The following is a 26,435-nucleotide window of genomic DNA, read 5'->3' as shown; positions in this document are numbered from 1 at the left end:
CGAATGATTATCAAGAAGCTTTCCCTCTATAATTTCAAAAATCATTCTGAGAAAAAGTTTGAATTTTCCCCGCAGATCAACTGTTTTGTGGGAAATAATGGCGTAGGAAAGACCAATATTCTGGATGCTTTGCATTATTTATCCGTAGGAAAAAGCTTTCTGGGAAATACGGACCTCAACAATATTAAACAAGAGGAAGGCTTTTTTACCATTGATGCTGAAATTCAGAATGAAGACAGTGAGGATATCATCAGAATCACCCAGCCCAAGGAAGCTAAAAAGGTGATCAAGAAGAATGATAAAAGCTATGACAGGCTTGCAGATCATATTGGATACCTTCCAAGCGTTATGATATCACCTTACGATTCTAATCTTATTTCGGATTCCGGAGAAAGCAGACGCAAGTTTCTGGATGCGATGATCTCTCAGACGGATTCAGAATATCTTTTTGATCTCATCCAATATCAGAAAACAATTCAGCAGCGAAATGCTTTACTGAAATATTTTGCCAAGAACAGAACCTGGGACAAAGATTCTCTGGAAATTTATGATGAGCCTATTAGCAGATTCGGGACTAAAATCTTTAAGAAAAGAAAAGAATTTGTAGAGCAGCTCAACCCTATTGTTCAGAATTTCTATCAGATTATTTCTGGTGGAAAAGAAAGCGTATCAGTAATTTATGAATCTCATTTGCTGGAAGATTCTTTTGAAAAACTTTTAAAAGAAAGCCTTGAAAGGGACCGAATGCTTACTTACACATCAAAAGGAATTCATAAGGATGATCTTCTTTTTGAAATGGATTATATATTAATCAAGAAAATCGGATCACAGGGACAGCAGAAATCGTTCCTGATCTCTTTAAAACTGGCTCAGATGAGTCTTGTAAAAGAACTCACTAAAAAGACTCCTATCCTGTTGCTGGATGATATTTTCGATAAGCTTGATGATACCAGAGTTTCTCAGTTGATTGAACTGGTTAACAAGGAAAATTTTGGACAGATTTTTATCACAGATACGCATAGAGAGCGTACGGAAAGTGTGGTAAAGAAAATAAATGAAGAAAGTATTATTTTTGAAGTTTAGTAAGAGGTTCGGGATGCGAGTTACGAGGTATTAAATGCAGGTAAATAAGTGTGGATGTAGATATGAAGTAAAAGACTAATATTCTTTATCATCAAACCGTTTTTTGTCTTAACTTAAGATCCTAAAAACATAAATGATATGAGTTATAGAAATCTGGATATTTATAAATAGCTTTCGACTTATTTTTAAAAACCCATAAAGCCTCCCTGCTTCTGCCTAAATATGAACTGTTTGAATTAGGCAGTCAGTTAAGAAGGTCTTCAGACTCAGTCATTACAAATATTGCTGAAGGCTATGGTAGATCAACTTATAGGAATGACTACATTCGCTTCCTGATTTACAGCCATGCGAGTAATGATGAAACAATCAACCATCTGGAAAAAATCATGATATTATATCCTAATTTTTCCTTAGAATTTGAGACATTAAGAAATGAATACAACACATTATGCGGAAAAATCAACATTTATAAAAAATGGGTCATAGAAAATTGGAATAAAAATAATCTTCAGTAAAAAAATAAATCCCCAAGCCAAAACCACGCAACCCAAAAACCCGAATCACGCATCCCGAAACCCGAAACCCAACTATGAAGAAGAAAAAACGTGAATATCAATCCTCTGAACTGGTAAAATCTTTTGCCAGAATTTATGGTTTTGAACACAAACTAGTTGCTTTTGACATTAAAGATTTCCTTGAAGAATATCTTGATGAAAGTCTTTTCAATGAAATCAAAAGTGTGAATATTGAAAACGAATGTATCATAATCAAAATTGATTCTCCTTTGCTGAAACATGATTTTAAAATGCGAAAAAGCTTTTATCTCAAAAAGTTTCAGGACAAATTTGGGGCAGAGAAATTTAATGATCTTCAGATATTATAGGAGTAGAATGCAAATTCATTTAAATAATTCACCAACGTTAAAATTATTTTATTCTATACAATTTTATATGTATTTTTAATGCACATTAATTAATATTTTTACCATGAAAAAATCAATTGCATCAAAAAAACTGACAAGAAAAACTTTAAAAACAATACAGGGAGGAGGCGTTGGACAGATCTGCTGTGCTGTAAGCTGCGCTAACGAAAACGAATGTGCTTATTGGACAACATTGCCGACAAAATGCCCATTACTTCCTATTTGTCTTTAATAGCTATAACAATAGAAAAATGCTACCCGAGGGTAGCATTTTTTATGATATTAATGTTCTTCTGATTTATTAGAAATGGTACTGCTCATCAAATCGTCTGCTTTCTTGTCCAGACCAGAGCTAAGCGGCAGGAAGAATTTCAGCGGATGTTTCGTAAAGTATCTGAAAATCTCTTTATAGATCTCACTTACCTGTCCGAAATTCATTTTTCTTGACCTAAATGCCAGGAACATCGATAAACTGAAACTTACCAGAAAGTTGAAGAAACCAATCAGGAATACCGTTACAAAAGACATCCAGAATGTATAGGAATCTACAGAGAAATCTTTTCCATATAACCCTAAAGCAAAGTTTCCGGCTGCAAAAGTAATGTGTCTGATATCCAGATCCAGTCCGAAAAACATTCCGACCGGAGCAGTTGCTCCAAGGAAAACCCCAAACCAGAAATTGGAAATGATTCCCGGCCAGTTTTTAGCATAATATTTTGAAAGTCCTTTCGCAAATTTCTTTCCAAAAAAGCTTCTGATGGAAAGGTTTTTGGCAATTCTCTCCGGTATCTGATAAAACACAGAATTGTTCCCGATATTTCCAGAAATAATCCCGGAAATAAAAAGATAGAATCCGGCAATGCTGGCGTGCAGAATAGCTTTTGATTTAAAAGGATCAAGGTCTTTTAACAGTTTATCAGAGCGCTCTACAGCAAGATTTTGTGAGAAAAACACATCCAATCCGTAAATAATGGCAAGCGCTACCGGAAAAGCAAGCAATACATTTCCTACAAAGGCAATGAACTGGCTTCTAAACAACTTGGATACCAAATGGGCAAATTCCGTATTATTTCTTTGGGCATTTCCTTCTTCAGATAATACTTTTGTCATCGTTGCAGCAGTCATAGCCGGCTGCTTTGTAGCAAGTGTAAAACCCATCAGATAAATCATCACAAATCCCATCGCATAGTTCATGGAATACAGAAAGGCATGTGAAAAATCACTTCCCGGGATGTATCCATAAAGCATTTTCAGAACACAAAGGGCTCCTACGATAATACCACCACCACTCGCTTTGTAGAACATGGTCATATATTCCTTCCGGGTAGAAGTTATATAATGCGTGCCGGTTTCTGCAGTGTGATTGGTAATAAGGTGTGAGATCAACCTCGTGCTGTCGTTGATAAGATCTGAAATATTATTTTTGTGAGATTTATAATTCAGAATATTAAAAATCAACTGCTTGGATTTTATCTGAACATCTTCATCTGTATCAATAACCAATAACTGAACGATTTCATATATTCTTTCAGTTTGTTGACGGATTTTTAACAGAGATTGATTAATCTTCCCGGAAATACCATATTTGGCAGAATTTTTAAAAGCAATATTCACAAACTCCTGGCATTGTTCTGCGTAGATTTTGATCTGCTTATATCTGCTGTCTTTTGAATGCAGTTGTAATTCAGGATCTTTAACCAAATCATCGGCCAATGTTTCCAGCTCATTCTGAAGGGCAAGAAACGGATTATCCAGATTTCTGTATTGAGGGGCCATTCTCACCACTTCCACTTCCATCGCCATTCCTGTTACCCTCCAGGAAAGGATGTTCATAGAGAAAATAAGTTCTTTTTTAACGTTAGGGCGGATAATAAAATCCGCAGCTCCCATCATATTTAAAAATTCATTGATCTCGTTTTCAGGAAGATTATGCAGATATTTTAAATCCTTTTTAGGCCTCATACTGACGTTATCGATCATGTACCATACCGTATTTTCGTTTTCAACGGGTGGCAGAACCTTGTTCAGTATTCTTTTTTTAAGCTCCGGAAAGAAGGCATTTTCTGAAAGAATATTCGCTTCCGTCAGTGAAAGGTTGAAAGGTCTTCCTCTAAAAATATTGTGGATATAATATTTAAAGTTCTCAGCAAAATTAGGATTGCTTCTGAAAAAATTGAGCACATCTGTAAAGTCGGCCTCTTTTATCGTCTCTAAAAACTCTGCAAAAGGTTCTAAAGAAAGAGTTTCGTTCTTAAAAGAAAAATATTTTTTAAGAACTGACTCAAAATTTGTGCTGGAATTAAAGAATTTCATTAGTACAAAGATACTATTTCAAAGTCACATTCCTCATCTGTCTCATGATCCAATTATGTTTCTTCCTTAAATAGGGTGATGGATTTTTAGGATCATACTTTTTTGGATTAGGCAATACAGCAGCAATCCAGGCTGCATCTGAGGTACTTAAGTCTTTGGATGATTTTCCAAAATAATATTGAGCAGCGGCTTCTACTCCAAATACACCTTGCCCCATTTCTATGGAATTCAGGTATCTTTCAAGGATAATATCTTTTGTCCAAACTTTTTCGATGATGAAAGTATACACTGCTTCCAGTCCTTTTCTTACCCAGCTTCTGCCCTGCCAAAGAAAAACATTCTTCGCTGTTTGCTGGGAAATAGTACTTCCTCCTCTTATTTTTTTGCCTTTCTCATTATATTTCATGGCTTTTTCGATTGCTGTATAATCGAAGCCGTCGTGATCAAAGAACTTCTGATCTTCAGAAGCAATTACGGCTTTTTTCACATTATTTCCCATTTCGTCATAGGAAATATAATCCCTATGCAGTTTTCCATATTCAAAAAGTCCTCCTATCTGGGTAAGAGTAATGGGTGGATTAAAGAATCTACCCCAGATGATAAAAACTACATTCAAAATAAGAATGATGAAGATAAGCTGTTTAATTTTTTTCCACATAACTTGATAAAAAGGAAAGGCAAAAATAAGCAAATAGTATGAGTTACTGCAATTCTTTCATGTAAGTAAGGTGATAATTAGGTAAAAGTTCAGGATGAAAGATCTTTATATAATCTTTAAGAATCAAATCTGCTCTCACCACACCGCTTTCAAAGAAATCATTCGCTTTCAGTTTTTCTTTTCCTGCAATGGTATAGATCTTTCCTTTATTGAATACATCCAGCTTTCCATAGAAAGGATTCATACCCAGCATTTCTTTTTTCGAAGTATGACTTCCTGCATTTACCCAGTACTGAACGCCTCCTGCTTTCGCATATACTTCCTCAAAGCTCATTGTCAAAGCTTTTTCATCTTTATTATCCTTCATGATATAATTCGCATTGGCATCCGAAATATAATGAGCCACAGAAGTATTTCCTCCCGGAAGATACCAAACGTCTCCATACATTTCATTAGCAAGCACCACAGGTTTTTCTTTTGCTTTTGACGCAAGCTGTTTCAGATCACTATAGTTTTTCTCCACTTCCTGATATTTAGCTTCTGCCTCTTTTTCTTTTCCTAAAAGCTCTCCGAAAAGTTTGATATAAGCCGTTTTTTCCAAAGGTTTCTGCTCCATGTATTCATCCAGAAATATTACCTGAATGCCGTTATTCTTTAAAAGCTCATACGCATTGTCAAAACTTGCGATATGATTGGTAAAAATAGCATCCGGTTTCATAGCGATGATCTTTTCCACATCATATTTCTGTTCGCTCCCTACATTCTGGATTTTTCCTTCTTTAATCAGATTTTGAATTTTATCTGAAAAAATATACTCCGGACTGGAAACTCCTATGATTACATTTTCTGCTCCAAGCTCTGAAATATACCCTGCCATACTTGCATTCAGTAGGATTATTTTCTTGAAAGGAGTTTGATTCTGCTTAAAATTATAAGTAAAATTCCCCGATTTCAACTCCAGGTTTCCGTCCTGTTCCTTGTATTGGGTACGATTTGAGATATTTGTCCAATCTGAGGACGAAATTTTTGATTCTCTTTTACAGGCAATTAGCGAAAATACCGTAAATAAAAGTAAAATTTTCTTTTTCATGTTTCAAAGAACGGAAAAAAGTGGTATATTTGCAACCGTTAAACAACAAGATAACAAACGGCCTCGTGGCGCAACTGAATAGCGCATCTGATTACGGCTCAGAAGGTTACAGGTTTGAATCCTGTCGAGGTCACAAACATCCAAATGGCTCAATTTAATCCAAATTGGGCCATTTTTTTATTCCAAAATAAGCCAGATTAGGATTTTTATTGTTTTAGTGAATCTATTTTAAGAAAATAAGAAATGGCAGTAATATGAGGTCAGAAAAATAAAATCCGTTTCATTTAAGTATATCATAACTAAAGAATAGGAACTATACACTTTTCTGCACCAATTAGATGATATTCTTAAAAGTCTTTATTTAATTCGGGATGTTAATTTACCTTCAATAACACTATCATATAGGACTTTGCTAAAAGCTACGTTTCCTGTGTTCAAAAGATTTTTCATGAATTAAACTCATTAATGGCCAGCAGCCAATTTTATCACCATTCCTTTAAAAATAAATCCGTGAAAAGGCAATACAGAATACCAATATAATCTTCCCCACAATCCTTTTGGTCGGAAAACTGCTTTCTGCCAGAGCTTTCCTTTGTATAATTTGAACATCAGCCACGCCTCTCCAGGCAGTTTCATTTCAGCAATAAGAATCAATTTCCCTTCTTCCCTATCAGCATAAAGTACGCGCCAAAAATCCAAAGCATCTCCTTCGTGAAGCTCTACCGGGTGCGTTCTTCCTCTTCTGAGCCCCGGACCGCCAACCAATACATCCATATAACCCCGGATTTTCCAAAGGTTTTGTCCGTACCATCCATTTTTGCCGCCCAAACCAAAAACACGGTCGAGACATTTTTCACGGTCGTCATATTTTTCACTTCGAACGTCTTTAAAACAGCCAAAATGCGGAACTTCAATAAATTCCTTCAGGGAAGAATCATTTCTGCTGCTTATAAAGCTGTCTTTCCAACTGGAAAGTATTTCGTTGGCCTGAATCTTTGCCATCGTTCTCTCCAAAGCCTGCTCGTAAGAAAATGGTTGAACTCCAGTTATTTTTTTAATCTCTGATAAACTTTCATTGTTACAAACCACCTCAATTTTCATACTTCCGACGAGCGAACTTGCCAGACTGTAAGTGGTTGAAGTGATGAAATATAACCAATACGAAGACAGTTTCGGAGTCATTACCGGCAATGTGATAATAGTTCTTTTCAAACCTCTGATTTTCGCAAAACCCAGCAATATTTCTTTGTAAGTCAAGACATCTTCACAACCGATGTCAAAACTTTTACGGTAAGTTTCTTTTTTGAATAAAGTAAAAATTAGAAAATCCAAAACATTTGCAATTCCTATGGGCTGACATTTCGTATTGAGCCATTTTGGCGTAATCATGACCGGTAATTTTTCAACCAAATCTCTAATGATCTCAAATGATGCACTTCCAGAACCGATGATGATCCCAGCTCGTAAAACCGTTGTTGGAATTTTAGACTCAATTAAAATCTTTTCTACATTAAATCTTGAATTCAAATGCTTTGATAATTCTTTCTGATTGACTAATCCTGACAGATAGATAATATGTTTGCACGCCGTTTTTTCAATTGCTGAAACAAAATTCTGAGCACAGATTTTCTCCGATTCTTCGTAATCACCATTCGCACTCATAGAATGCATCAGATAATATGCCCCTGAAATATCCTCCGGAATATTCTTCAAAGTTTCCTCTCTCAGGAAATCAACTTCAATGACTTCTATCAAATCATCATTGATCCCGGCAGGTCTGGAAAATCGGCAGATATCTCGGCAGCAGCACACCACTTTGTAGCCTTGCTCTGTAATCACACTCATCATCCTTTTACCGATGTAACCTGTTGCTCCCGTTAATAAAATCTTTTTCATGAGAATTAATTTTGAATCAGTTAAAGAATTTTTCTTTGAATTTTCAATGTAACTTAAAGTTTTTCGAAGAGATGCCCAAAATAATCCTTCTTTGTTGTAAGATACGACGCATTGACTGAATTAGATTCAATTTCCAAAGGAATTCTTTTATTGAGCAAAATCCCGCTGTTGTTGAAAGCTTTCAATTTTTCAGGATTATTGGTCAATAAATTAACTTTAGAAATTTCCAGCATTTTCAGCATCTCGATTGCAACATCAAAACTTCTACCATCTGCCGGCAAACCTAATCTCAAATTTGCTTCTACCGTATCAAAACCTTGTTCCTGAAGAGCATAAGCCTTTAATTTATTGATGATTCCAATATTTCTGCCTTCCTGTCTGAGATAAATAATCATTCCTCCGTTTTCCGACATAAATTTCATTGCCGCATCCAGTTGTTGTCCGCATTCACATTTCCTCGAATGGAAAACTTCTCCGGTAATGCACTCCGAATGGAAACGAACATTAACAACTTCATTAAAATCTGTTTTTTCAGCCACCCACACCAAATGTGGACACCAGTCATTTTCATTTTCAGAAAATGCATAGACGGTAAACATTCCAAAATCGGTCGGTACATTAGATTGAGCCTGTATTGTAAGCATTAGTTATATTTTGAATTATTGTTATAGTACAAATTTATACTTAATTTATTTAAGTAGTAAAATTAATTACTAAATTTGTTGATAAATAAAATCAATAATGGAACCAAAAAATATAATTACGGAAGATAAAATATTTGAATTGTACAGTGACTACCTTTTGAATCACGGCGAAAGACCAAAAAACATTTACCGTTTCGCAAAAGACAATGAATTCGAAGAAAAAGACTTTTACGATTACTTCTCAAGCTTTGAACAGATAGAAAAATCAATGTTGGTCAATCTTTTTGATAAATCTGTAGAGTTAGCTTCGGAAATTAACAATTCTGATGAAATTACTTCAAAAGAAAAACTGTTGAATGTCTATTTTATCTTTTTTGAAAATATGACGATGAACCGTTCTTTGGTTCTGATGATCTTGGGGAATGACAAATTACACTTGGCAAAAATTTCAAATCAGCTTAAGGAAACGCATCGACAATTCGTCAAAACTCTTGATTTTAATGATTGGGAAATGATTCAAAAAGCGAAAGATGATTTGAAAAATTTCCACGAAAAAGCTCGTGAAGAAGCGTTGTGGATTCATTTGGTTTCCGCCATCGAATTTTGGAAAAAAGATACATCTCCATCATTCGAAAAGACGGATATTTTCATCGAAAAAACAATTGACACAGGATTTGAACTGATGGAAAACGAACCTTTGAGAAAAATAGTTGACCTCGGAAAGTTTTTATTTAAAGAAAAATTTAAAAAATAGCAGATGAAAACACTCAATAAAATACCAACAGGAAAGCTGGAACGAACGAGCAGCTTGCTGAAAGCAGGAGCAAAAGTCGGTGTTAATTACATTAAATATTACGGAAATAAAATCACAAAAAATAAAGATGAGGGCGAAGCGAAAAAAGCTTTGAATGAAAACAACGCAACCGACATTTACGATTCTCTGAAAGAACTGAAAGGCTCAGCCTTGAAAGTTGCCCAAATGTTAAGTATGGAGAAAAACATTCTTCCGCAGGCTTATGTTGAAAAATTTTCTTTGTCGCAATTTTCTGTTCCGCCGCTTTCGGGAGCTTTGGTAAAGAAAACTTTTAGAAAATATTTCGGAAAAAATCCGGAGGATCTATTTGATGAATTCACGGATGAATCCGTTAACGCGGCAAGTATCGGACAGGTTCATAAAGCGAAAAAAGATGGTCAAAATTTTGCTGTAAAAATTCAGTATCCCGGTGTGAGAGAAAGCATTTCAAGTGATTTGAAAATGGTAAAACCTATTGCGATGAAAATGTTTAATATCCAGAAAGAAGGTTCAGAATCTTATTTTCAGGAAGTAGAAAATAAATTGTTTGAGGAAACAGATTATGATCTTGAACTGAAAAGAAGTCAGGAAATTTCTAGAAAATGCAGTCATCTTGCGAATTTGGATTTTCCCAAATATTATCCTGAATTATCTTGCGAAAGAATCATCACAATGGATTGGATGAACGGAAAACATTTCTCGGAATTCACAAAATTGAAAAATTCTCAGGAAGATTTGAACAAAATCGGACAGACACTCTGGGATTTCTATATGTACCAAATGCACGTCCTAAAACAAGTTCACGCAGACCCACATCCAGGCAATTTCCTGGTTTCAGAAGATAAAAAACTGCTCGTGATTGATTTCGGATGTATCAAAGAAATCCCGAATGACTTTTATAAACCCTATTTTGAGTTGGCTCAACTTGAGAATCTGAATAATCCTGAATTTTACAAAGAAAGATTATACGATCTGGAGATTTTGAGTTCTAATGATTCTGCTAAAGAACAGGAATTTTTCACCAAATTATTCTACGAATTACTGGAATTGTTCACAAGACCTTTTAACGCAGAAATTTTTGATTTTTCTGATGAATCGTTTTTTCAGGAAATTGCAGATCTGGGTCAGAAATACGCTAAAATAAGCGATATGAAAGGAATGAATACCAACAGAGGTTCGAAACATTTTATTTATCTGAACCGTACATTTTTTGGTTTGTATAATATGATGCACGATTTGAAAGCCAAAAATGTCGTAATCAATCAGTACAAGAATTTTAACGAATAAATGCCTGCCAACTTACCTTCAAAGATTTGTGAAGTCTGCGGACTGCCCTTCAACTGGCGGAAAAAGTGGAAGAAGAACTGGAACGAAGTAAAATATTGCAGCGAAAAATGCCGGAAAAACAAAAAATCAACCTCCTCTGGTTCGGAAACAATTTAAGAATCAGAGACAATGAATCACTTTACAACGTGATGCAAGAACATTTACCTTTTCTTGCAGTGTATATTTTTGACAAATCTTTTTTCCATTCGACACAACTTAATTTTAAGAAAATTGGAAAATTTCGGACTAAATTTTTGTTGCAAACTGTTTCGGATTTGGAAAATAATTTAAAAGAAAAGAAGATTCCGTTTCTTAAAAAATTGGGTAAGACCAAAGATGTTTTTAAGCAGATATCTAAAGATTTTGAGGTTGAAAAAATATTCTGTCAGAGAGAGTGGACAAAGGAAGAAATTGAATTGGAAAATCAAATCAAAACCATTTTTCCTGATGTACAATGGGTAAAATCTTATTCTCAACTTTTGTTTGAACCAGATTTCGTAAAAGAACGATTAGATAAAATTCCTTTACTGTTTACTACATTCAGACAAAAAATAGAGGAAGATTTTAAAATCAGAAATGAATTTAATGATGAACATCTGGTTTACAATAAATCCATTTTAAATTTAAAAATAAACAGCGACGATATTACATTAAAGACTTTAGGTTTTGACGATTTTGAAATGCATCAATTTTCTGCTTTTCCATTTTCGGGTGGTGAAACTGAAGGATTGCAACGATTGAATCATTACTTTTTTAAAACTAAAAACCTAAGTTGTTATAAAGAAACAAGAAATGGGTTAATTGATAAAGACTACAGCAGCAAATTTTCTGCGTGGCTTGCCAACGGAAGTCTTTCTGCAGTGTCTATTTTCCACGAAATCAAGAAATATGAGAAAGAATTTGGAAGTAACGAATCGACATATTGGCTTGTTTTCGAATTGCTTTGGCGAGACTTTTTCAAATTTACTTCAATGCAGTTTCGGGATACAATATTTCAGCAAAATGGAATTTCAGAACAAAAATACGAATGGAAATATGATCAAAATTTAATTAACCAATGGATCAATGGCGAGACAGATTCTGATTTTATCAACGCCAATATGCTGGAAATTAAAAACACGGGCTGGATGAGCAACCGCGGACGACAAAACGCAGCTTCCTATTTCTGCAAAATCCTGAAGCAGGATTGGAGAATGGGTGCAGCTTATTTTGAGAAAATGCTCATCGATTACGATGTTCACAGCAATTATGGAAACTGGATGTATCTCGCCGGCGTTGGAAATGACCCGAGAAGCAGAACTTTCAATGCTGAAAAACAGGCTGAACAGTATGATTCGGATCGAAAATTCAGAAATTTATGGCTAAAGTAGCATCTTCAACGGCGCAATTGATATTTCCGCATCAGCTTTTTAAAGACACGGATTATCTGGATAAAAATCACCCTGTTTTTCTGGTGGAAGAGTTTCTGTTTTTTAAACAATATAAATTTCACAAACAGAAAATTGCCTTTCATAGGGCGAGTATGAAGTTTTATGAGGAATTTTTGACCAAAGAAAAATTCAAGGTGGAATATATTGAAAGTGCTTCCCCGCTTTCTGATGTTCGAAATTTAATCAAGCATTTGGAAAAACTAAATTTTGACAAAATTCTCATCACGGATGTTTGTGACAATTGGCTTGAAAAGAGAATTAAGGAAACTACATTGGAATTAGAGATTATTGAAAGTCCTTTGTTTATCAATACTAAGGAAGATTTGAAAGACTATTTTGAAGATAAAAAATCGTATCATCAAACCGATTTTTACAAGCAACAGAGAATTTCCCGAAATCTTCTAATGAAAGCCGGAAAACCCATCGGTGGAAAATGGACTTTCGATACAGAAAACCGTAAAAAATATCCAAAGAACAAAAAAGCTCCATCCATTCACTTCCCGGAAAACAGCGCATATTTTGAGGAAGCGAAAATTTATATCCGGAAAAATTTTAATGAAAATTATGGCAATTTAACGTCGTATCAACTCTATCCCGTCACTTTTGAGGAAGCTGAAAATTGGCTGAATCAGTTTCTGGAACTGCGTTTTGCCGATTTTGGGGTTTATGAAGACAGTATCGTAGAGCGTGAACATTTTCTGCATCACAGCGTGCTTTCGCCATTGTTAAACATTGGACTTTTAACTGCAGAAAACGTTTTGAGAGAAGCCATTGAATATGCGAACGAATATAAAATCCCCATCAATTCTCTTGAAGGATTTGTGCGGCAGATTTTGGGCTGGAGAGAATTTGTGAGAGGGATTTACCTTTATGAGGGAACTTATCAGCGAAATAAAAACTATTGGAAACATCAAAATCCGCTTTCTGAATCTTTTTATACAGGAAGGACTGAAATTAAACCGATTGACAGCACAATTTTGAAGGTTCTGGAAACTGGTTATGCACATCACATCGAACGATTAATGATTTTCGCCAACTTTATGAATCTGTTGAAACTTAATCCAGACGACGTTTACCAATGGTTTATGGAAATGTTCATCGATTCTTACGATTGGGTAATGGTTCCTAATGTTTATGGGATGAGCAGCTTTTCTGACGGAGGAAAAATGAGTACAAAACCCTACATCAGCGGAAGCAATTACATCAAAAAGATGAGCGATTACTCTGATGACGACTGGACAGAAAAATGGGATGCCCTCTTTTGGAATTTTGTGAATGATAACAAAGAATTTTTCAAAACAAATCCGAGATTGGGAATGATGTTGCGAACTATGGATAAAATGACGGATGAGAAAAAATCTGAACACTTTAAAATCGCCAGGCACACGATTAAAAATTTAAAATAATGGTGAAAGAATTTAATGTAATACAGACAGACCGCATCATTGAAATGGCCTGGGAAGACAAAACGCCGTTTGAAGCGATAGCATTTCAGTTTGGAATTTCAGAATCTGGAGTGATTGAATTGATGAGAAGAGAACTGAAACCATCAAGTTTTCAGCTTTGGAGAAAAAGAGTGAATTCTGGAGTAAGCCAGAAGCATCTGATGAAAAGAAATCCTGAAATTGACAGGTTTAAATGTAAAAGACAGCGTACAATAAGTCATAATAAAATTTCGAAACGATAAAAACAGAATAAAATGAAAAACATAGTCATTATCGGTTGCGGACAGGGAATTGGATTTGCTGCTGCAAAAATATTATCAGAAAATCATTACGTTATTGGTCTTTCAAGAACCGAAAATCCTGAAATTGAAAATTTAAATATTGAATTTCATCCAATAGATATTCTTTCGGGGAATCTGGATGAAATTATATTACCTGAAGTTATTGACGGTTTGGTTTATGCGCCGGGAAGTATTAATTTAAAACCATTTAACCGTTTTTCGATTGAAGATTTCAGAAATGATTTTGAAATCAATGTTTTGGGTGCTGTGAAAACGATTCAGAAACTGTTGCCTAATTTGAAGAAGTCGGAAACGGCTTCTGTTGTGTTGTTCAGTTCGGTGGCGGCAAAGCTGGGAATGCCTTTTCACTCCTCAATTTCTGCAAGTAAAAGTGCTGTTGAAGGTTTGACGAAAAGTATGGCCGCAGAATTTTCTACTCAGAAAATCAGAGTGAATGCCATCGCTCCCTCTTTAACGGATACTAATTTAGCTTCACCACTTCTTTCAACACCTGAAAAACGGGAAGCTTCAGGAAGAAGACATCCATTGCAAAGAGTCGGAAGAGCCGACGAAATCGCAAGAATGGTTGCGTTTCTACTATCTGATCATTCAGCGTGGATCACGGGACAGATCATTGGGATTGACGGAGGAATGAGTAACATCAAATTGTAATCATTCCCAAAAACTAATATCTTTACCAAAATTATTATGCAAACCGACTTTTTCATAGACCTGCTCCATCACGTGAAAGAATTTGAACATTCTGACGCCTGCAAATCCAACTCCACCGTTGATGATTTCCGCGTGTGGATGAATGATAAAAAATATGCTGATGAAAGCCCTACCAAGCTTTTTAAAAATGAAAATCATCAGGTTTCATTTACCGAAAATGAAATTTGCAAACAGGTTCTCTTATTAGGACGATATTCTAAATTACTGATCAGAAAAGGGTTGGGAGATTTCCCTGAATTAGCGAATGAAGAATTTACCTACCTTTACCGCTTAAAAGACGAACCTTTTTTAACGAAAATTCAATTGATCGAAAAAAACGGTCACGAGAAACAAACCGGAACTCAAATCATCAAAAGACTTTTGGAAGCAGGATTTTTGGAAGAGAAAAATGATAAAGATGATAAGCGCAGCAAACGATTAAATTTGACTAAAAAAGGCGAAGAAATTTTCCACGCATCTGTTTCTAATGTCAACTTAATCTCAAAAATTTTATCCGGAAAGCTTAATAAAGTTGAGAAGAATGAATTTCTTAGGATTTTGAAAAAACTTAATGAATTTCATTATCATATTTATGTTGATTATAAGAATTCCGACATCAATCAGATATCAGAATTTTTCCTCTAAAATACGTGCAAAACCTTGCTTGTAAAACTATTTCCACATTGGATTCCTTTCTTATAATGTATAGTAAAACAGGACGACATATTTTCAATAGCTCATCAGAAGACCTATACTTTTTAGCATTATTAGAAACAAGTATACTATCATTTATTTGATAGTCAAAATTATCCCAATAAGTAAATTCGGTATTTTCTGTTATAATTAATCCATATAACATGTATGAATTAAGATAATTCTCCAATATCAATTAAATCAGGAAAAACGTATTTATTTGTCTCCTTATCGTAATAAATATTCATAGGAGGAATCTCCATATTATGACTTTCAAAAAACCATTTCCTGAACATATAATACATACCCTCAGGTTGATAATCACAAATATTATATTCCAATTTTTCTATACAAAAGCAGACTGGAAATTCTTTGATAAATTGTATTATACTCTGTATTCCTTTCTTTAAATACTCTAACGAAATAGTATCCAATAAATCACTCTTTAACTTTATAAAAACAGAAGGAGCTATTTCATATACATTCTCATCATTTTGATTATGATTTATGATTTCTATTATCTCATAAAAGATACCTATTCCCCAACTTGACTTTAGGATTATAAATTCATTCATTACTTTTTTGTTAAATAGATTTATACCTATCTTGTTCAATTGTATTTTCCACTGAACTATTGAGTTTCTGAAAATAACTTTGTACAAAGGAGCAGAGATTGAGTCACAATCAGATTTTTGTGATAGAATATTTACTGATTATACAACCTGAGAATCTCTACCAATTCGGGTATGGACCGTATTTTAAGCTTCTCAAACAACCTGATTTTGTATGTACTGATCGTTGATGAATGGAGATTCAGCTGATTAGAAATTTCTTTGAGGGGAAGACCTTCTGCAAGCTTATTGGCAATTTGCAATTCGCGGTCTGATAGAGCTTCAAAGGGAGAAGTTTTTACAGAGCCGTTTAATGATTCTAAAAAAATCGCTTCTTTTATATTCTCACTGACATATCGGCCTTTATTAAGCATCGCTGTTAAAGCAGTCTCAATTACATCAGTGGAGCTTAGCTTGCTTAGATAACCACCAGCACCCATTTTCAGATAACGCATTCCATACAATTCTTCATCCTGGGAAGAAAATATCAAAGTCTTTAATGCAGGTTGGTGAATTTTTATGTAATCTATTGCTTCCTGAACAGTACCATTAGGCATATTAACGTCCATAATGGCCAGATCAAATTCTTCTTTCAGAATTAAATTGTACAGCGATTTATAATCCTCTACTTCTGAAATGATAGCATCGGGTCTGAATCGTTTAATTGTCTGTATCAAACCCATCCGAACGATACCATGATCGTCTGCTACAACAATGCGAATGTTTACTTTTAAACCCATTACTCTATAAATTTACGTAAAAAAAGGGAAACTGTGGTGCCTTTATTTTCAGTGGAAATGATTTGGATGTTTCCATTAAGCAAGGATATAAAATTTTTTACAATTTTCAAACTTAATCCCACTCCTTTCTCGCCCGCAGTTCCCAGAAATACAGGATTACCATAAGTATAGATCCCAGGTAAATACTTTTCATTGATTCCTGTTCCGGAATCAATTATAGAAAGCACAACCTCACCACCTTCTGTAACCTCCTGTAAATAAATATCTTGACCTGGCAATGAATATTTTACCGCGTTGTTGAAAATTTTGTCTAAAACATATTCGAGCAACATGCGATCGCCTGTAAGAAATGCATTGTGATCTCCTTTAAAATAAAACTTAATCTTTTTTTCTTTTAATCGAGCAGCATATTTTTCTTCCAAATAGTGAAAAAGATCTATCACCATGATTTTAACGGGTTTAATCTTAAATTCCCCGTATTGTGTTTTTAGCCAGGCAATGGTGTCCTGTATAGTTTGCAGATTTTTCTGAGCATCTCGTTTTACCTGCGGCAACAACTTAAAAAAATCTTCCTCATTGATAGTATTTTGCTCCAGCTCTTCTGTAAGCCACAGAAAGGTTCCCAACAGTTCTTTTGAGTCATGAGACAAAATCGAGATCAATCCGTTCTTGAAATTGATTTCGTTTTCCAGTCTTTCAATTTTTAATTGGAGTTCGTTGATTAAATCATTCATAAATTAAGTATCACGGTTTTAGAAGCTGTTTGAGTTATTTTTTTGAAAGAAGGCAGAAAGAGTTATATTGCTTCAATGTAACTAAAAACATATAGTTCAGACCTTTCTTCCAGAAGGTAGCAAGTTAAAAAAAATATCATATTGGTTAAAAAAAAATCAAATGGGATTTACCTGAAATAATACAGGTTCTGTTTATCTCACAAAATGGCTGTATCAGATTCCAGGAGAATTTTGACTCTGGCAGACTGTTTACCGGTATTATCGAAAATAGTGAAAAGTGAAATATAGAACAGTATCATAGATTACTGATCACAAACAGCTGAATGATGCAAGATAAAAAATGGCATCCTGAAGTGACAATCATTGATAGCCGGACTACCAAAATACATCTACAGATATTGAAGCGGATTGATGAAAGAAAAATCATCAAAGTAAGAAAACGTATCTATAGCGATACTTCAGAAAATTTTTGGGCAGTTTTGTATTTTCTGCCAATTGCATGATGAAACCACAGCTATAAAATGCTGTAAAAAAATGCACTCAGAAAACGAATTATTGGAAGACATACACCTTATTTATACTGATGGAGAAATTTTTCATCAGCAAATAAGAGGATTGATTTCAAAAAGTATTGTTAAATTGCCGTAAAGCTATAATAAACATTGATAGAGTAAGTAGTATTTTCCTTCCCTACCAAACTTTGGGCATTCGTAGGTGATATGGTATATCTTACGTTCAATCCACGGTCTAAAACCGGAGCTCCGTTAAAGAGTATTTTCTGAGGAGTTTTGGATAAAGGAACATTTACAGAACTCCCATCTATGCCGATTTCTAAAATATTTGAATTGATGTTGGTCTGTAAACCACCTTTCTTAAAATAATTTTCGTCCGATTTTACATAGAGCTCAAAATTTTCATTATTGGACAACATGATTTGGTTGGGAATCATTTGTGTCTGGCCATCGGTGTAATGGGCAGCGGTATTAAAATTGAAATTTACATTGCGTCCGGAACTGGGAATAGTGATCTCCGACAGAGGAAGTACCTTTAACTGAACAGCCGTATTTTGCAAACTGTTAATGGAGTTATCTGTACTGCTGGCATTGAAGTTTAAATCAAACGTATAAGTTCCGGCTTCAAAAAAGAAGTTTTTAAAATCTTCCGCAGACACATAAAGCTGTGGAATGAAGTTGTTTCTGTTTCCTGCTACTACACTGAAATTAGCCGCGGAAAAATTCTGAAAATCGGAAGATAAGGCTTTGGTTGTGAGTGAAGATCCGTTACTACCCAATTTAATGTTTGCTATATTTCTGGTTCCCGGAACACCTTTAGAGGACGTGAACTGAATGTTTGTGGCAGCAGCTTTCGCCCAAAAATTAAAATCAACCGTATTTGCAATTTCTGTATTCCCCAAATCCCACACTCGCGTGCTTGTACTGCGGTAGTCATTCAAAGAAGATATTTCTATGTATTTTGTTAAAGAGTTTGCAACCCATTTTATAGCTGAAGGAATGACTAAAATTGTTTTAAAATTACGTGGTGTGAAGTCATTATAATTCTGAGTGATATCCATAGAGTAATTCCCGGCCCGGAAGGCATTGGCACTAAATTGTGAGGCAGGAATTTTAAAGATAAAATTGATATTTCCCCGGTTGAATCCTCCTCCCAGACTGATGGATGGTGGTTCAAACCATCTTACAGCACTTGTACTGAAAGACTGAAAACCTGGTAAATAACCTGAAAATCCAGTAGATGGCATCTGTCCTCCCATACTTTCCAACTGCCACAGAAGCGCGGAACCGGGTAAAGTAAGTGAGGAAGAAGAGTGAGTAAAATTGGGCCCGGAAACAGAGGTAAATGTAGGAGCTGTTGGGAGTAATCCCAAAAAGGCATAATCCCAGTTGGTTCTGTTGGCGTTCGTCATTACTCTTGTAGGTACTGAAGTAAATTCGCTCCTGTTAAAAATATTATTTTCAGGAACCGACAGATATACATCCTGACCTTTCGTAACCGCAGCCCCGAACAATACGGTAAAAATTCCTATTAGAAAAGACCTCATCTTTTTCATACTTTTAAATTTAAAACTTTTTCACCTTAATGGTGGTGTCTTTCTTCTTATATTCAAAAACCACAGTTTTTGAATAACCTTCTTTTGTCACCTGAATAGTTTGGCTGGGTTGCGTATAGCTGTATTTGTCATTTTCAATATAGAGCGTGTATTTTCCATCTTTCAGGAAAAATTCAAACTCATTTTTTTGGTTAACCACAGCAGTATAGATCATACCCTCTTCACTTTTTGCATATACCACGATTCCGGTTACATCCGTTTCCAGAACATCATAAGCTTGTCTGATCTCTGTTAATTTTCCACTTACCCTGATGTTTTTTACCAAGCCTACTTTACGGTTAATATTGGCATGCACCATAATGACTGGATCCATCATCAATCGGGCACCTGCACTTTCGTTCATTTTTAGTGTATAAGTTCCTTCTGGGACATTCTGAAAAACTACTTTTCCATTCTTATCTGTTATCGCTACATAATTGTCCAGTTTTACAATTTCATTAGCAAGTACCGATTCGCCGGATTCCAGAAGTCCATTAAAATTTTTATCTTCAAAGAACTGGAAAGCCACTTTATGATTTCCGAGAGTTGTTGCTGTGGTAAAATATTTTTTAATCCCCACTCTAAACTGGTAATAGCTTCCACTGGTTGCATATTCAGCTGTAGATTTATAACCGGATAGATTAAAATACCCTGTGGTAGACCAGGAAGGCGAAATCTTATACTCCAGATTACCGGTGATATTGCTGTTTAAATTTTTATAAAGTTCCGAATAGAAAGTCCCGGCTGAAAAAGATCCGGTCAGATTATGATTAAACATCTGGAAATTATAGGAGGCATACACATTATAGTTGGCGAAATTACGGTTTCCATTATAATAAGAATTTAAATCAAAGACACTGATCGCGTTCCATTGGGCTGTTCCATTGAGGGAGAATGATTTATATCTGTAAGATAAAGTCGTTTTCAAACTGTTGAACCATTCTGGATTATCATTCTCTTTTGAATAAGAATATTCCGCCGTCAGGTTCAATCCGTGAGCACCTAATGTAGTACTGATATTGGCTTCCAACCGGTAAGAAAAAAGTTCCTGTGATGTGTAAAAATTAGCTGTTTTTTGTTTTTCAACCTTTGGATAAAGTAGGAAATTCCACTTCTTTAAAGAAAACTGATATCCTAGTCCCAAAGCTTCCGTGCTGTTGAAATAATAACGCAAATTAGAGGTATTCCCAGGTTGGATAGGTTCACTCTGGAAACTCAGGAACTCGGGTTCTACCTGCGAATTCTGATATTGTATAAAAGCACGCTGAGCAGCAGAAAATTGGCGGCCGATCCGTTGATTTGAGAAAAAAGATCCCCGTTTAATCCCTGCATAACTTTTGGTGGCAAAGGAATTGAAAGATTGTATATCCCATTTCCCTATTTTTCCTTCGTAATTGGCTCCCATGGAAGCTCCTGTGTTTTCGTCTTTATTCAAAAGGCCTTTTTCGTTGCTCACTCCCACCTCCGTGCGGATGATATGTTTTTCGTTAATTAACAATGATGTTACCGCGTTCGCTACCTGTGTATCTATGTTAAAGCGTGGATCATGGTCGAATATATAGGATACTTTTCCATTGAAAGATTTAGCATTTCCAAAAGCATATTTTGCACCTACCATGGTAGATCCTTCTGTTTGCTGGAAATAAGTACCATACAGATTATAATTACTTTCCAGCGCAAGAACTTCAACCTGATTACTGTTACCAAATCTGGTAGAAACTTTTCCTCCCCTTCCGAAAACCGGGTAGTCGTAATCGCTGCTATTAACATTTCCCAAGCGTAAAACCGTATTTTTTCTCTCCAGTTCCAGCCAGGTATCATACACGTTATAAAGGCCGTCTTCAAAATAGTAATCTGCACCGATATTGAAGCGTGATTTTAAATTCTCAGACATACGGAATGCTGTGTTTCCCCTCAATTGAAGAAAATTGAACCCTGAACTGTTTTCATTATAGCTCATTTCCGCAAAGTTACTTCCACTCGCCGCTTCGTTTCCACGGGCAATTTGTCTGTTGTGCGATAAAATAACCAAGTAGAGCGTGTTGCTTCCCACAATTTTATTATCAAGCAGATCTGTGACAATTGCATTAATATTAAACTCTGGGTAAAGTGTATTCTGTTTTCTGACGGCAATTTTAATTTCAAGCGTTTGTTTTTCTAAACCTTCCAGAGATAAGGTTTGCTGTTTTGGCAAAATTTCCAGACCATCCGGAATTGACTGCAAATCAATCTTAACGGTACGTTTACTATACCCCTGATTTTCTACTGTCAGCAGAATTGAGGATTGGGGCAAAGCAGGGTTAATAAAATTTTCGTAGGTAGCCGTATAAATCGCGATGTTTTTGTTCTCACCTTTAGAGACGAAGAATGAGGCGTTTTCAGCCCTGGTGACCTTTGAAGTGGCATACGAAACCTGAAATTGGATCTTATTGGATCTCAGCTTCATAAAATCAACGTTGGCGATCAGTTTCACAGGAAGATTTTTAGACTGACCCGGGCCTAGGGTAAAGTCAGTTTTGGGATAGAAAAGCAATCCCGGAAACTGTTCCTGAGGGCTGATATTCTGAATCATCATCTCTTCAGAACTTTTATTCTCAATGATCAGGAAATTAGTAAAAGTAGAACCCTTTTCAACAGTTACACTGTCATTTTCAAAATGGATTTGTATATCCTTCTTTTCCTGTGCAAAGGCCCACGAAAAGTTCAGAAGAACAAATATAAAAAATAAGATTGTTCTTCTTAGTACTGATACTGATATTCCATTCTGTGGTTTCAAAGCTTAATTTTAAAATTTAAAGTTTTTTTCTCCTACACGTAAATCATTAGATTCGGCCATTTTGACGATAACCACACCAAGGAAGTTCCCTGAAATGTTCTCTGGTAAAGAAAACTGAACAACCTGATTGGTATCCGGAAACATAGAGATGGAAATTGCGGGTAATTTTATTTCCTTACCACTGTCTGTATTGGTGAGTTCAAACTCAACGGTGGCATCATTGATGGTGTTTCCATCATTATGGATGCTTATAGCAACTTTTCTATTCGCAGCATTCTCATTTTTCACTTCTGAAATATTGGTGATATCCAGACTTTTCACATGGTTTCCCGGTGGAGTGTAAAAGATGTGAAGTCCTACCTCAAATAAGGTGATAATACCAATACCATTCTGAATACGTGCCTTATCTGCCTGCTGAGGAAGCTGTGTGAAAAACAGCATGCTGTTTGTAACGACAGACTGTGATGCGTTTGTCGGAATTTGCATGGTTACTACAATCTCCTTTGTACTTTTCGCAGGAACTGTTACAGTGTTTTCTAAGGTAGACACCCAGGAGGCATTGGAAGTTTTTGAACTGCCTGCTTCAAGATAAACCTTATTTCCGTCTTCTTCTCTAACCCAATCTTTATAGTTGAGATTAAAAACATAATCTTTATCCGAGCTGTTTTGAAGCGTGACTGTCTTTGTTACTTTTTCTCCTGGATTACCTGTGAAAAACAATCTTGTAGGCGACATAGAAATACTTTGTGCCAAAAGTGAAGAAGATCCTGTAAGAATAAAGAAAATGAAAAGGTGAATAAACTTGTTCATGGTGTAAATAGTTTAATAATAAAGATTCTCAAAACTACTGAAAACGTAGCAAAATAAGCCTTTACAAACTAAAAATTTTATTATAAAGCAGTCGCCGTATAAGTTACTGTTTGCGTATAAGTTCCCGCTGGCTTACCTAAAATATCCGAAGATGATGATTTCTCTGCTGGAATGGTGTAGTCCAGATTCAGTGTTAATGCACTTCCGAGAGGAGCATTGGATACTAAGGTTCTTTCTCCTGGGGATAAAACCACTTCGTTTTTTGCTCCGCCCATACTTCCGGGAGCTTCTGCAGCTTTGATTGTCAAAACATCCACTGGGATCGAGTTTGAACCATTGACGAAATTCGGTCCCCCTGCTTTTACCTTTACATTAAAGTTCTTCGTGGAAGTAACTTTTAAAGAGTTGGCTTTAGTAATGGTCTGATCAGAGTTATAGTCTGCTGCAGTAGCATAGTTAAAGGCAACTATACCACCAATGGCGGTACTTCCTGCGTCGATAGAGATGACATCGTTCAGGATAATTTTTACAACTGTGGTTGCAGTAGTATTTTGAGCCTGTACATTATTAGTTCCTAATATGATCGCTCCAAAAGTTAAGGCTGTGATTGCAATTTGTTTTGTCATGATAATATTATTTAATTGTTAATCTTGTTTACCTGTTCTCTTTTGAACATTACAAATCTACAGCGGTCATAAAAGTTTCTTTGTAGTGGAAAACGGAAGTACATGTAGTAAAATCACTACACAGTTTATTCACATAATAAACAAAAAAACCCTCAGTACTTTTCAGGTACTGAGGGCATGTATATTGATGTGTTTTTTTATTATAAAATTGATGTATTTTTTATTATAAAGCAGTCGCGGTATAAGTTACAGTTTGCGTATAAGTTCCCGCTGGCTTACCTAAAATATCAGAAGATGATGATTTTGCTGCTGGAATAGTATAGTCCAGATTCAGTGTTAACGCACTTCCAAGAGGAGCATTTGTAACTAAATTCTGATCTGTTGCAGATAAAACTACAGTATTTTTTGTCCCGCCCATTGTTCCGGCAGCTGTTGCTGCTTTAATAGTCAAAACATTGACAGGGATTAAGTTTGTTCCATTCATAAAACTAGCGCCTCCTGCTTTTACTTTAACATTAAAGTTCTTTGTGGAAGTAACTTTCAGAGAGTTGGCTTTAGTAATGGTCTGATCAGAGTTGTAGTCTGCTGCAGTAACATAGTTAAAATCTACCGTATTACCAATGGCAGTACTTCCTGCGTCGATGGAGATTACATCATTCAGGGTAATGTTTACAGTAGTGGTTGCTGTAGTATTTTGAGCTTGAACATTATTAGTTCCAAATATGATCGCTCCAAAAGTTAAGGCTGTGATTACGATTTGTTTTTTCATGATGGTAATATTTTATTGTTATTTTTTACTTAATTGTTATCTTTTGTATACTGCAAATTTATAGTGGTGCTAAAAGTTTCTTTGTAGTGGAAAAAGGAAGTTCGTGTAGTAAAATCACTACACGGTTTATCATTTGGACTTAAATAGGAAAGCCCTCAACATTTTCTAAGTATTGAGGGCCTATATAAATTGCTGTTATTTCTATTATAAAGCTGTCATAATATAAATTACCGTTTGTGTATAATTTTTCTTTAGGTTTTCACAAAAAAATATTTATAGATTGGTAACTTTATTATCATTGTTATTTAAGAGTATTATGGTAATATAACTCAAATAACCAATATAATTAATTTGTTATTGTAATAGTAATAATGTACCAAGCATTCAGCAAACTATTTTCAAAAGAGTGCAGGCAAACATTAATTGCTTTTTGAGATTTGATAACTTTAAATAGATATAAAACGGTTAATGAATTTACTGAATGTTTGGTTTGATGTATTAATTAGATTTCAATGTCCAAAAACATAGATTCTACCTTACAGCTGACTGATCGTTATTGCCGGATTTTGAATTTTATCTATATTGGTACAATACATAAAAAATCAAAGGCCTCCTGAGGAAGCCTTCGAAACACCAAATCACAAAATATTAATATGAAAAAATTAATTTATAAAGCAGTCGCGGTATAAGTTACTGTTTGCGTATAAGTTCCCGCTGGTTTACCTAAAATATCAGAAGATGATGATTTCGCTGCTGGAATAGTGTAGTCCAGATTCAGTGTTAACGCACTTCCAAGAGGAGCATTTGTAACTAAATTCTGATCTGTTGCTGATAAAACTACTGTATTTTTTGTCCCGCCCATTGTTCCGGCAGCTGTTGCTGCTTTAATAGTCAAAACATTGACAGGGATTAAGTTCGTTCCATTCATAAAATTAGCGCCTCCTGCTTTTACTTTAACATTAAAGTTCTTTGTGGAAGTAACTTTCAAAGAGTTGGCTTTAGTAACGGTCTGATCAGAGTTGTAGTCTGCTGCAGTAACATAGTTAAAATCAACTGTATTACCAATGGCAGTACTTCCTGCATCGATAGAGATCACATCGTTAAGGGTAATGTTTACCGTGGTGGTTGCGGTTGTATTTTGAGCCTGAACATTATTAGTTCCTAATATCATGGCTCCGAAAGTTAAGGCTGTGATTACGATTTGTTTTGTCATGGCTGTATTATTTAATTGTTATTTTTTACTTAATTGTTATCTTTTGTATACTGCAAATTTATAGTGGTGCTAAAAGTTTCCTTGTAGTGGAAAAAGGAAGTTCGTGTAGTAAAATCACTACACGGTTTATCATTTGGACTTAAATAGAAAAGCCCTCAATACTGTCAAAGTATTGAGGGCTTTTCTATTTAGAATTGTTATTTACTTACAATGCAGTGGCGGTATAAGTTATTTTTTGTGTGTAAGTTCCCTGTGGTTTTCCCAGAAGGACCTTAGATGCATTTTCCGCCGAAATGGAGTAGGCAATATTTAAAGACTGTTTGGTTCCTAAACTTGCATTACTCACCAGCACCTGATCAGTTGTAGATAAAGTGACCTCATTCAGGGTTCCCACCAAACTTCCGCCCGGTATTGCCTTGACCTTTAATATATCTACAGGAATTACATTTGCACCACTTACAAAGTGTGCCCCTTCAGATTTTACTTTTATATCAAAATTTTTAGAGGAAATAATGACTAAACTGTTGGGAACAGTCACATTTTTTGGTGAATTATAGTCTTTTGTGCTCCCATAAATAAAATCTACAGTACCTTCTGAAACAACAGAGCCAATGTCCATGGCAATAACGTCCGATAAAATAATATTTACTGATGTACTCACCTGCTCTGAACTTTGTGCCATAATCTGGTTGGTTCCTAAGGCGATTGCTCCCAAAGACAGCGCAATGATAAAAATTTGCTTTTTCATGATTAATAAATTTTAG

General features: G+C 35.3%; 27 protein-coding genes and 1 tRNA gene. 13 read left to right on the top strand and 15 right to left on the bottom strand.

Going from position 1 to position 26,435, the window contains the following annotated elements:
- Window positions 1-3 precede the first annotated feature (3 nt).
- From recF to A1704_RS24400, 4 genes are all read left to right on the top strand, one after another.
- Complete coding sequence (gene recF / locus A1704_RS06615) at window positions 4-1,083, top strand: DNA replication/repair protein RecF (RefSeq protein WP_062671742.1); 1,080 nt, start codon at window positions 4-6, stop codon at window positions 1,081-1,083.
- A gap of 167 nt (window positions 1,084-1,250) precedes the next feature.
- Window positions 1,251-1,598 (top strand): four helix bundle protein, encoded by a 348-nt coding sequence (locus A1704_RS24000; RefSeq protein ID WP_317041191.1) that lies wholly within the window; start codon window positions 1,251-1,253, stop codon window positions 1,596-1,598.
- 74 nt (window positions 1,599-1,672) lie between these two features.
- Window positions 1,673-1,966 (top strand): hypothetical protein, encoded by a 294-nt coding sequence (locus A1704_RS06610; RefSeq protein WP_062671740.1) that lies wholly within the window; start codon window positions 1,673-1,675, stop codon window positions 1,964-1,966.
- 103 nt (window positions 1,967-2,069) lie between these two features.
- On the top strand, window positions 2,070-2,237 hold the full coding sequence (locus tag A1704_RS24400) for a hypothetical protein (RefSeq protein WP_157885754.1): 168 nt from the start codon (window positions 2,070-2,072) through the stop codon (window positions 2,235-2,237).
- A 50-nt stretch (window positions 2,238-2,287) separates the two neighbouring features.
- Here the strand turns inward: A1704_RS24400 and A1704_RS06605 are convergent, their stop codons facing one another.
- From A1704_RS06605 to A1704_RS06595, 3 genes are read right to left on the bottom strand one after another with little or no spacing between them, the layout of a single operon-like run.
- Window positions 2,288-4,318, bottom strand: a complete 2,031-nt coding sequence (locus A1704_RS06605; protein ID WP_062671738.1) for a recombinase — start codon at window positions 4,316-4,318, stop codon at window positions 2,288-2,290.
- A 13-nt stretch (window positions 4,319-4,331) separates the two neighbouring features.
- A complete protein-coding gene (gene mtgA / locus A1704_RS06600) occupies window positions 4,332-4,976 on the bottom strand; it encodes a monofunctional biosynthetic peptidoglycan transglycosylase (protein WP_062671736.1) in 645 nt (214 codons plus the stop codon).
- A gap of 43 nt (window positions 4,977-5,019) precedes the next feature.
- Window positions 5,020-6,066, bottom strand: coding sequence for an ABC transporter substrate-binding protein (locus A1704_RS06595; protein WP_062671734.1), 1,047 nt, complete (start codon window positions 6,064-6,066; stop codon window positions 5,020-5,022).
- Between the two features lie 59 nt (window positions 6,067-6,125).
- On the opposite strand from A1704_RS06595, the gene A1704_RS06590 reads away from it, so the two are divergent.
- Window positions 6,126-6,199: transfer RNA gene (locus A1704_RS06590), tRNA-Arg, on the top strand.
- Window positions 6,200-6,528: 329 nt separating this feature from the next.
- Here A1704_RS06590 and A1704_RS06585 read toward each other — a convergent pair.
- Together A1704_RS06585 and ribA are read right to left on the bottom strand one after the other, a co-directional pair.
- Window positions 6,529-7,962, bottom strand: coding sequence for an SDR family oxidoreductase (locus tag A1704_RS06585; RefSeq protein WP_062671732.1), 1,434 nt, complete (start codon window positions 7,960-7,962; stop codon window positions 6,529-6,531).
- A gap of 53 nt (window positions 7,963-8,015) precedes the next feature.
- Complete coding sequence (gene ribA, locus A1704_RS06580) at window positions 8,016-8,606, bottom strand: GTP cyclohydrolase II (RefSeq protein WP_062671730.1); 591 nt, start codon at window positions 8,604-8,606, stop codon at window positions 8,016-8,018.
- Window positions 8,607-8,703: 97 nt separating this feature from the next.
- Between ribA and A1704_RS06575 the strand changes: the two genes are divergently transcribed.
- The 8 genes from A1704_RS06575 to A1704_RS06545 are packed head-to-tail and all read left to right on the top strand — an operon-like array spanning window position 8,704 to window position 15,237.
- Window positions 8,704-9,360: a hypothetical protein gene (locus A1704_RS06575; protein ID WP_062671728.1), complete on the top strand. Its 657-nt coding sequence runs from the start codon at window positions 8,704-8,706 to the stop codon at window positions 9,358-9,360.
- A 3-nt stretch (window positions 9,361-9,363) separates the two neighbouring features.
- Entirely contained in the window at window positions 9,364-10,686 is a 1,323-nt protein-coding gene (locus A1704_RS06570) for an ABC1 kinase family protein (RefSeq protein ID WP_062671726.1), read from the top strand.
- Entirely contained in the window at window positions 10,687-10,842 is a 156-nt protein-coding gene (locus tag A1704_RS23995) for a DUF2256 domain-containing protein (protein ID WP_082798729.1), read from the top strand. It begins immediately after the preceding gene.
- A complete protein-coding gene (locus A1704_RS06565; protein WP_062671897.1) occupies window positions 10,794-12,095 on the top strand; it encodes a DASH family cryptochrome in 1,302 nt (433 codons plus the stop codon). Before A1704_RS23995 ends, A1704_RS06565 begins: the two co-directional genes overlap by 49 nt.
- Window positions 12,083-13,561, top strand: a complete 1,479-nt coding sequence (locus A1704_RS06560; RefSeq protein WP_062671724.1) for a cryptochrome/photolyase family protein — start codon at window positions 12,083-12,085, stop codon at window positions 13,559-13,561. The genes A1704_RS06565 and A1704_RS06560 overlap by 13 nt, the downstream gene beginning before the upstream one ends.
- Complete coding sequence (locus A1704_RS06555; protein WP_062671722.1) at window positions 13,561-13,842, top strand: TIGR03643 family protein; 282 nt, start codon at window positions 13,561-13,563, stop codon at window positions 13,840-13,842. Before A1704_RS06560 ends, A1704_RS06555 begins: the two co-directional genes overlap by 1 nt.
- Window positions 13,843-13,854: 12 nt before the next feature.
- On the top strand, window positions 13,855-14,553 hold the full coding sequence (locus tag A1704_RS06550; RefSeq protein ID WP_062671720.1) for an SDR family NAD(P)-dependent oxidoreductase: 699 nt from the start codon (window positions 13,855-13,857) through the stop codon (window positions 14,551-14,553).
- 36 nt (window positions 14,554-14,589) lie between these two features.
- A complete protein-coding gene (locus A1704_RS06545) occupies window positions 14,590-15,237 on the top strand; it encodes a MarR family winged helix-turn-helix transcriptional regulator (protein ID WP_062671718.1) in 648 nt (215 codons plus the stop codon).
- A 221-nt stretch (window positions 15,238-15,458) separates the two neighbouring features.
- On the opposite strand, the gene A1704_RS06535 is transcribed toward A1704_RS06545, so the two are convergent.
- From A1704_RS06535 to A1704_RS06485, 10 genes are all read right to left on the bottom strand, one after another.
- Entirely contained in the window at window positions 15,459-15,860 is a 402-nt protein-coding gene (locus tag A1704_RS06535; RefSeq protein WP_131797479.1) for a hypothetical protein, read from the bottom strand.
- Between the two features lie 131 nt (window positions 15,861-15,991).
- Window positions 15,992-16,636, bottom strand: a complete 645-nt coding sequence (locus A1704_RS06530) for a response regulator (RefSeq protein WP_062671712.1) — start codon at window positions 16,634-16,636, stop codon at window positions 15,992-15,994.
- Window positions 16,636-17,370, bottom strand: coding sequence for a sensor histidine kinase (locus A1704_RS06525; protein WP_062671711.1), 735 nt, complete (start codon window positions 17,368-17,370; stop codon window positions 16,636-16,638). The genes A1704_RS06530 and A1704_RS06525 overlap by 1 nt, the downstream gene beginning before the upstream one ends.
- 634 nt (window positions 17,371-18,004) lie before the next feature.
- Window positions 18,005-19,438, bottom strand: a complete 1,434-nt coding sequence (locus tag A1704_RS06515; RefSeq protein ID WP_062671707.1) for a hypothetical protein — start codon at window positions 19,436-19,438, stop codon at window positions 18,005-18,007.
- A gap of 10 nt (window positions 19,439-19,448) precedes the next feature.
- Entirely contained in the window at window positions 19,449-22,253 is a 2,805-nt protein-coding gene (locus A1704_RS06510) for a hypothetical protein (RefSeq protein WP_062671705.1), read from the bottom strand.
- A 9-nt stretch (window positions 22,254-22,262) separates the two neighbouring features.
- Window positions 22,263-23,063 carry a WxL protein peptidoglycan domain-containing protein gene (locus A1704_RS06505; protein ID WP_238590584.1) on the bottom strand — a complete coding sequence of 267 codons (801 nt, stop codon included), beginning with the start codon at window positions 23,061-23,063 and terminating at the stop codon, window positions 22,263-22,265.
- A gap of 80 nt (window positions 23,064-23,143) precedes the next feature.
- Window positions 23,144-23,689, bottom strand: a complete 546-nt coding sequence (locus A1704_RS06500; protein ID WP_062671703.1) for a hypothetical protein — start codon at window positions 23,687-23,689, stop codon at window positions 23,144-23,146.
- A 223-nt stretch (window positions 23,690-23,912) separates the two neighbouring features.
- Entirely contained in the window at window positions 23,913-24,458 is a 546-nt protein-coding gene (locus tag A1704_RS06495) for a hypothetical protein (protein ID WP_062671701.1), read from the bottom strand.
- A 667-nt stretch (window positions 24,459-25,125) separates the two neighbouring features.
- Complete coding sequence (locus A1704_RS06490) at window positions 25,126-25,671, bottom strand: hypothetical protein (RefSeq protein ID WP_062671699.1); 546 nt, start codon at window positions 25,669-25,671, stop codon at window positions 25,126-25,128.
- Between the two features lie 205 nt (window positions 25,672-25,876).
- On the bottom strand, window positions 25,877-26,419 hold the full coding sequence (locus A1704_RS06485; protein ID WP_062671697.1) for a hypothetical protein: 543 nt from the start codon (window positions 26,417-26,419) through the stop codon (window positions 25,877-25,879).
- Window positions 26,420-26,435: the final 16 nt, after the last annotated feature.

The organism is Chryseobacterium cucumeris, assembly GCF_001593385.1.
In the GTDB taxonomy this organism is placed as follows: Bacteria; Bacteroidota; Bacteroidia; order Flavobacteriales; family Weeksellaceae; genus Chryseobacterium; species Chryseobacterium cucumeris.
This window is presented reverse-complemented; position numbering and strand designations above follow the sequence as displayed.